The organism is Rhizobacter sp. P1_G5 (assembly GCF_056405435.1).
Genome location: NZ_JBFUCB010000283.1, coordinates 1 through 7,429, shown reverse-complemented (window position 1 = coordinate 7,429; position 7,429 = coordinate 1). Strand labels below are relative to the sequence as shown.

6 protein-coding genes are annotated in these 7,429 nt (G+C 69.4%); 3 read left to right on the top strand and 3 right to left on the bottom strand.

Features of this window, described 5'->3' with window-relative positions; genetic code table 11:
* Positions 1 to 321, bottom strand: a 321-nt coding sequence (locus tag AC1D12_RS18995; protein ID WP_477842212.1) for a GntR family transcriptional regulator, incomplete at its 3' end; no start/stop codon positions are given.
* 128 nt (positions 322 to 449) lie between these two features.
* On the opposite strand from AC1D12_RS18995, the gene uvrA reads away from it, so the two are divergent.
* Positions 450 to 3,431, top strand: coding sequence for an excinuclease ABC subunit UvrA (gene uvrA, locus AC1D12_RS18990; protein ID WP_477842210.1), 2,982 nt, complete (start codon positions 450 to 452; stop codon positions 3,429 to 3,431).
* A 171-nt stretch (positions 3,432 to 3,602) separates the two neighbouring features.
* Positions 3,603 to 4,208: a 2-hydroxychromene-2-carboxylate isomerase gene (locus tag AC1D12_RS18985; protein ID WP_465111277.1), complete on the top strand. Its 606-nt coding sequence runs from the start codon at positions 3,603 to 3,605 to the stop codon at positions 4,206 to 4,208.
* Between the two features lies 1 nt (position 4,209).
* On the opposite strand, the gene AC1D12_RS18980 is transcribed toward AC1D12_RS18985, so the two are convergent.
* Both AC1D12_RS18980 and AC1D12_RS18975 read right to left on the bottom strand, forming a co-directional pair.
* Positions 4,210 to 4,371 (bottom strand): hypothetical protein, encoded by a 162-nt coding sequence (locus tag AC1D12_RS18980; protein WP_156154667.1) that lies wholly within the window; start codon positions 4,369 to 4,371, stop codon positions 4,210 to 4,212.
* 23 nt (positions 4,372 to 4,394) lie between these two features.
* A complete protein-coding gene (locus AC1D12_RS18975) occupies positions 4,395 to 4,940 on the bottom strand; it encodes a hypothetical protein (RefSeq protein ID WP_477842208.1) in 546 nt (181 codons plus the stop codon).
* A gap of 206 nt (positions 4,941 to 5,146) precedes the next feature.
* Between AC1D12_RS18975 and AC1D12_RS18970 the strand changes: the two genes are divergently transcribed.
* The coding region (locus tag AC1D12_RS18970; protein ID WP_477842207.1) for a hybrid sensor histidine kinase/response regulator at positions 5,147 to 7,429 on the top strand (2,283 nt) is incomplete at its 3' end.

The following is a 7,429-nucleotide window of genomic DNA, read 5'->3' as shown; positions in this document are numbered from 1 at the left end:
GCCGTCGAGCATCTCGCGCAATTCATACAGCTCGCGCACGTCGACCGCTTCGAGCTGGCGCACGAACACGCCGGCGTTCTTGCGCGAGACCACCAGGCCGGAGCTCTCCAACTCGCGCAGCGCCTCGCGCACCGGCACCCGCGAGACCTTCAGGCGGGCCGCGATGTCGGGCTCGTTGATGCGCTGGCCGGGCAGCAGCGCGCCATGCAGGATCAGCTCGAGCACGTCGTCGCGCACCAGCTTGGCGAGGGAGGTGTCGCGCACGTCGTTGACGCGGTTGGCGGCGGCGGCAACAGCGGCGGAAGCGGTCCAGGGCAGCATTCGTATATCGTATACGAAATGGCCGGCGGGTTCCCAGGATTTGTCAGCATCCCCTGTTCGGTGGAACCCCACCGCTGGGCCGCGACGCGCTGCACCCTTATGATGGTCGGTTTCGTGCCTGCGACCCGATGCCCGCGCCTCGACCCACCGATCCCACCGCGGCCGCCTCCGCGGATGCCCCTGCCACCGACGCCTCGATCGAGCTCCCCTTGATCCGCGTCCGCGGCGCCCGCACGCACAACCTCAAGAACATCGACCTCGACATCCCGCGCAACAAGCTGGTGGTGATCACCGGCCTGAGCGGCTCGGGCAAGTCGAGCCTCGCGTTCGACACGCTGTATGCCGAGGGCCACCGACGCTACGTCGAGAGCCTGAGCGCCTATGCGCGCCAGTTCCTGCAGCTGATGGACAAGCCCGATGTCGACGTGATCGAGGGCCTGAGCCCTGCGATCAGCATCGAGCAGAAGGCCACCAGCCACAACCCGCGCTCCACCGTCGGCACGGTGACCGAGATCCACGACTACCTGCGCCTGCTGTACGCGCGCGCCGGCACGCCGTTCTGCCCCGACCACCATGTGCCGCTGCAGGCGCAGAGCGTCAGCCAGATGGTCGACACCGTGCTCGCGCTGCCCGAGGACACCAAGCTGATGGTGCTGGCGCCGGTGGTGCGCGACCGCAAGGGCGAGTTCGGCGACCTGTTCACCGAGATGCAGGCCCAGGGCTACGTGCGCTTTCGCATCGACGGCCAGACGCACGAGGCCACCGAGCTGCCGAAGCTGAAGAAGGCCGAGAAGCACGACATCGACGTCGTGATCGACCGCGTGAAGGTGCAGCCCGACGCCGCCGCGAGCGGCCTGCGCCAGCGCCTGGCCGAGAGCTTCGAGGCCGCGCTGCGCATCGCGCAGGGCCGCGCCGTCGCGCTCGAGATGGACCACGGCCGCGAGCACCTGTTCTCGAGCAAGTTCGCGTGCCCGATCTGCAGCTACTCGCTGAGCGAGCTGGAGCCGCGCCTGTTCTCGTTCAACTCGCCGGTCGGCGCCTGCCCGAGCTGCGACGGGCTGGGGCTGGTCACCGCGTTCGACCCGGAGCGGGTCGTCGCCTTCCCGTCGCTGAGCCTGGCCAGCGGCGCGGTCAAGGGCTGGGACCGCCGCAACGGCTACACCTTCTCGCTGCTCGAGAGCGTCGCGAAGCACTACAAGTTCGACATCGACAAGCCGTTCGAGGACCTGCCCGAACAGGGCCGGCAGGTGCTGCTGTACGGCTCCGGCGATGAGGACATCGCGTTCACCTACGAGAGCGAAGGCACCGGCAAGGGCAAATCGCGCAGCGTCAAGCGCATGCACCCGTTCGAAGGGATCATCCCGACCTTCGAGCGCCGCTACAAGGAAACCGACTCGGCCGCGGTGCGCGAGGACCTGGYGCGCTACCAGGCCGCCCGCCCCTGCCCCGATTGCGAAGGCGCGCGGCTGCGGCGCGAGGCGCGCAATGTGTTCCTGCAAGGGGAAGACGACCACGCGGGCGACAGGAAGGGCGAGCCGATCTTCCGTGTCGAGCATTTCACGCTGCGCGAGTGCCTGCACTACTTCGGCAATCTGAAGCTGCGCGGCGCCAAGGCCGAGATCGCCGACAAGGTGGTGCGCGAGATCCGCTCGCGGCTGAAGTTCCTGAACGACGTCGGCCTGAACTACCTGAGCCTGGACCGCAGCGCCGACACGCTGTCCGGCGGCGAGGCGCAGCGCATCCGGCTGGCCAGCCAGATCGGCTCCGGCCTGACCGGCGTGATGTACGTGCTCGACGAGCCGAGCATCGGCCTGCACCAGCGCGACAACGACCGCCTGATCGGCACGCTGCGCCACCTGCGCGACATCGGCAACAGCGTGCTGGTGGTCGAGCACGACGAAGACGCGATCCGCGCCGCCGACCACGTGATCGACATGGGCCCGGGCGCCGGCGTGCACGGCGGCCACGTGATCGCGCAGGGCACGCCCGACGCGGTGGCGGCGAGCACTGAATCGCTGACCGGGCGCTACCTGTCGCGCGTGCTGCGCATCGCGGTGCCGAAACAGCGCCACCGGGTGAAGGACAAACCCAGGGATCCGGACGACGCGACGCCGACATCGCTGCGCATCGTCAACGCGCGCGGCAATAACCTGAAGGGCGTCACGGTCGAGATCCCGGTCGGGCTGCTGACCTGCGTGACCGGCGTGTCCGGCTCGGGCAAGAGCACACTGGTGAATGACACGCTGTACGCGGCGGTCGCGCGCAAGCTGTACGGCAGCCATGCCGAACCGGAGGCGCACGACACCATCGAGGGGCTGGATGCGTTCGACAAGGTGATCAACGTCGACCAGAGCCCGATCGGGCGCACGCCGCGCAGCAACCCGGCCACCTACACGGGGCTGTTCACGCCGATCCGCGAGCTGTTCGCCGAGATGAACACCGCCAAGGAGCGCGGCTACGGCGCCGGCCGCTTCAGCTTCAACGTGGCCGGCGGGCGCTGCGAATCCTGCCAGGGCGACGGCGTGCTGAAGGTGGAGATGCACTTCCTGCCCGACGTCTACGTGCCCTGCGACGTGTGCCACGGCAAGCGCTACAACCGCGAGACGCTGGAGGTGCTCTACAAGGGCCGCAACATCACCGAGGTGCTGGAGATGACGGTGGAGGACGCGCATGCGTACTTCAACGCGGTGCCCAACATCGCGCGCAAGCTGCAGACGCTGCTCGACGTGGGGCTCGGCTACGTGCGGCTCGGCCAGAGCGCGACCACGCTGTCGGGCGGCGAGGCGCAGCGGGTCAAGCTGGCGCTGGAGCTGTCCAAGCGCGACACCGGCCGCACGCTGTACATCCTCGACGAGCCGACCACCGGGCTGCACTTCGCCGACATCGACCTGCTGCTGCGGGTGCTGCACCAGCTGCGCGACGCCGGCAACACCATCGTCGTGATCGAGCACAACCTCGACGTGATCAAGACCGCCGACTGGCTGATCGACATGGGCCCCGAGGGTGGCGCCGGCGGCGGCATGGTGGTGGCGAGCGGCACGCCGGAAGCCATAGCAGCAAATCCGGCGAGCTTCACGGGGCAGTACCTGAAACCCCTGCTGGCCGAGTGACGGGAACACCCGCACGCCGGGTGTCACCCGAGGTGGCTAGACTCCTGCCCTTCGAGAGGTTCCCATGCCAACTTCATTGAACGCGCAGCCGGCCGAGCGCCGGGCCGCTCCCAAGCCGGCCGGCATCCCCTCGGGGGATCGGCCGATGTACTCATCGGACGAGGGGCTGTCATGCCATTGACCATCGACTACTACCTGTCGCCGCACTCGCCCTATACGTACCTGGGCCACCAGCGCTTCTGCGAGATCGCGGCGGCCGCCGGCGCCAAGGTCAACGTGCTGCCGGTCGACCTGGGCGGCAAGGTGTTTCCGGTGTCGGGCGGCCTGCCGCTGTCGAAGCGCGCGCCGCAGCGCCAGGCCTACCGGCTGGTCGAGCTGAAGCGCTTCAGCGCCTGGCTGAACCAGCCGATCAACCTGCAGCCGAAGTACTTCCCGGTCAACAGCGACGACGCGGCGCAGCTGATCATCGCGGTCGACATGAAGGACGGCACCGACGCGGCGCTGCGCATGACCACGGCGGTGCTGCGGGCGGTGTGGGTGGAAGAGCGCAACATCGCCGACCTGACGGTGCTGCAGGCGATCGTCGCCGAGCAAGGCCTGCCGGCGCAGCGCATGGACGACGCGCACTCGCAGGCGGTGCACGAGCGCTACGAGCAGGATTCGGAAGCCGCGATCGCGGCCGGCGTGTTCGGCGCGCCGAGCTACGTGATCGACGGCGAGATCTTCTGGGGACAGGACCGGCTGGACTTCGTCCAGCGGCGCCTTGAGCAGGGCTGATCTAGCCGTTGCGAACGGCGCTGCCTTCGGCATCGGACGCGTCGGTGACCCAGTTGCCCTGGATCAATTCCTCGACGTTCGGTTGCAGCAGCAGCGCGATCAGCGCGACCAGGAGGCCGACCGCCGTGACGACGGTGATGGTGGCGGCAATGAAGAAGCTCATGACAAGGCCTCCGGTCGGGTGCATCACATGTTGAACTTGGCCTTGGCGCTGTTCACGCAGGCCGTCTTCGCGTCACCGGCCAGCGCATCGCACTTCTCGGTCTCGACCTTGTAGGCCGCGGTCTTCTTGTCGTCGGTGGCTTCGGCCTTGGCCTTCTTGGTGTCGCGCTCGGCCTTGGCATCGGCCTTGGCCTTGGTCTCGGCCGCCTTGGCTTCCTTCACGCAGACGTCCTTCTCGTTGCCGGCCTTGTCGTCGCAGCGCTCCTTGGCGACCTTGTAGTCGGCTGTGGCGATGTCTTCCTTCGCCTTGTAGGTGGCCTTGGCCGTGCCCTTGTAGTCGGCTTCGGCAGTGGCTTCGGTCTTCACGCGGGCCGCCTTGGCTTCGGCCACGCAAATGTCCTTGGCGTTGCTCGCCAGCGATTCGCACTGCTTGTGCGCCGCCTCGTAGGTGGATTTCGCCGAGGCCTTGGCCTGGTCGTAGGCGGTCTTGTCGGYGGCGAAGGCGCCGGTGCTGAGCATCAGTGCAGCGACGGCGGCGGTGATGAACGACAGCGAATGGTGCTTGGTCATGTGGATATCTCCTCGAACAAAATGGCTGGAAGCCGATGCCGGAAGCTTAGGCAGCCACCCCCCGGCGGGTCTGCCGGACAAACCGAGCGATGGGTGTGGGAGTTGCCCTACAGGGCCCCGCAGGGGTGCGTGACATGCTGCCGCCGAGGGCGGCGCGCGGGTTCAAGCGGCTTGAGTGCGGCACGACGCTGCTCGACAATGCCCGCATGCATCCCCCCTCGCCCGACTTGGAGCGCACGCGCCTGCTCGACTTCGCGCGCGCCTCGGGCGACTGGATGTGGGAGACCGATGCGCAACTGCGCTACACCTGGGTCTCCGGCGCGTTCGAGGCGATCACCGGGCTGCCGCCGCTGTCGATGATCGGCCGGCAGATCGCCGATTCGCCGCTGCTCGACGAACTGGCCCAGCCGCTGCCCGGCGGGCGCAGCTTCCACCAGCTGCTGCAGGAACACCGCCCGATCACCCGCGTGCTGACCGACAAGCAGACCGGCCGCGGCGTGCTGCGGATCTCGCGCAGCGCGGTGCCGGTGTTCGATGCGCAAGGGCAGTTCGCCGGCTACCGCGGCACCGCGCGCGATGTCTCGGCCCATGTCGAGGCCGAGCGCAAGGCGCACGTGCAGGCCGAGCTGCTGCGCAAGCTGTCGTCGCAGGTGCCGGGCGTGATCTTCCAGTTCCAGCTGCACCCCGACGGCCAGGTCAGCTACCCGTATGCGAGCGATGCCTCGCGCGAGCTGTTCGGCGTGGAGCCGCCGCGCGACGGCAACGGCGGCGACCCGACCGTGCCGTTCCGCCTGCTGCACCCCGACGACCAGCGCGGCTACCTCGACAGCATCGAGGCCTCGGCGCGCACGCTGACGGCATGGCAGCGCAGCTATCGCATCGTGCGCGACGACGGCAGCGTGCGCTGGATGGAGACCCGCGCGATGCCCGAGCGGCTGGCCGACGGCTCGACGCTGTGGCACGGCTTCACCGCCGACATCACCGCGCAGAAGCAGGCCGAGATCGCGCTGCGCGGCAGCGAGGAGCGCTGGAGCATGGCCGCCGAGGCCGCGGGCATCGGCGTCGCGCAGTTCTCGCTCGCGAGCGGCGAGGTCGCCTTCGACCGGCGCGCCTGCACGAACCACGGCCAGCCGTGGCCGCTGCCGCACTACACGCTGGACGATTTCCTCGCGGCGGTGCACCCCGGCGACCGGGCCGCGACCGAGGCCGCGATCCGGCGCGCGCTGGCCACCGACGGCCGGCTGGAGACCCGCTACCGGCTGCTGCGGCCCGACGGCCAGCCGGCGATGCTGGAGCTGTTTGCACGCTGCACGCACGACACCGCCGGCCGCGTCGACGGCCTGGTCGGCACCTGCCGCGACATCACGCAACAAGCCGCGCTGGAGCAACTGCGCCGCGACAAGGAAGCCGCCGAGCAGGCGAACCGCGCGAAGAGCGAGTTCCTGTCGCGCGTGAGCCATGAGCTGCGCACGCCGCTGAACGGCATCCTCGGCTTCGCGCAGCTGATGTCGCTGGACCGCCTGCACCCGCTCGCGCCCGACCAGCGCCGCCGCATCGACAGCGTGATGCATGCCGGCCGCCACCTGCTGGAGCTGATCAACGACGTGCTGAACCTGGCGCGCATCGAGCAGGAGGATTTCTCGCTGAAGCCGGTGCCGGTGGACCTGTGCGCCGCGGTCGAGAGTTGCCTCGCGATCATCCAGCCGCTGGCCGACAACGCCGGCATCCGGCTGCTCGCGCCGCAGCCCACAGGGTGCTGGGCGACGRCCGATGCACGTGCGGTCGAGCAGGTGCTGCTGAACCTGCTGTCGAACGCCATCAAGTACAACCGCGCCGGCGGCACGGTGCGGCTCGTGCTGCAGCACGACGGCGAGCGCGTCACGGTGGCGGTGAGCGACGAGGGCGAGGGGCTGACGACGGCGCAGCAGACGCAGCTGTTCCAGCCGTTCAACCGGCTCGGCGCCGAGCAGCGCCGCATCGAGGGCAGCGGCCTCGGGCTCGTGATCGCGCGCACGCTGTCGGCGGCGATGCAGGGCGAGCTGCTGCTGCGCAGCACGCCCGGCCAGGGCTCGACCTTCACGCTGGTGCTGCCGGCCGGCGCTGCGGCGCGCGCGGACGCGGCGCACGCGCTGCCTACCACGCTGCCCGCGGCACCTGCCGTGGCGCAGAAGCACGTGCTGTATGTCGAGGACGAGCCGTTGAACGTGATGCTGATGCAGGAGGTCTTCAAGGGCCGCCCGCAGTGGCGGCTGAGCGTGGCCAACGATGGCGCGAGCGGCCTCGCGGCGGCGCGCGAGCAGGCGCCGGACCTGCTGCTGGTCGACATGAACCTGCCGGACACCAGCGGCCTCGCGCTGATCCGACGGCTGCGCGACGACGCGCGCACGAGCGGGCTGCGCTGCATCGCGCTGTCGGCGGATGCGATGCAGCCGCAGATCGACGCGGCGCTCGCGGCCGGCTTCGACGACTACTGGACCAAGCCGATCAAC

What these genes read in the sequence shown, in the direction of transcription:
- AC1D12_RS18985 (WP_465111277.1), top strand. Translation starts at nt 3,603, where the DNA reads ATGCCATTGACCATCGACTACTACCTGTCGCCGCACTCGCCCTATACG.
- AC1D12_RS18980 (WP_156154667.1), bottom strand. Translation starts at nt 4,371, where the DNA reads ATGAGCTTCTTCATTGCCGCCACCATCACCGTCGTCACGGCGGTCGGC.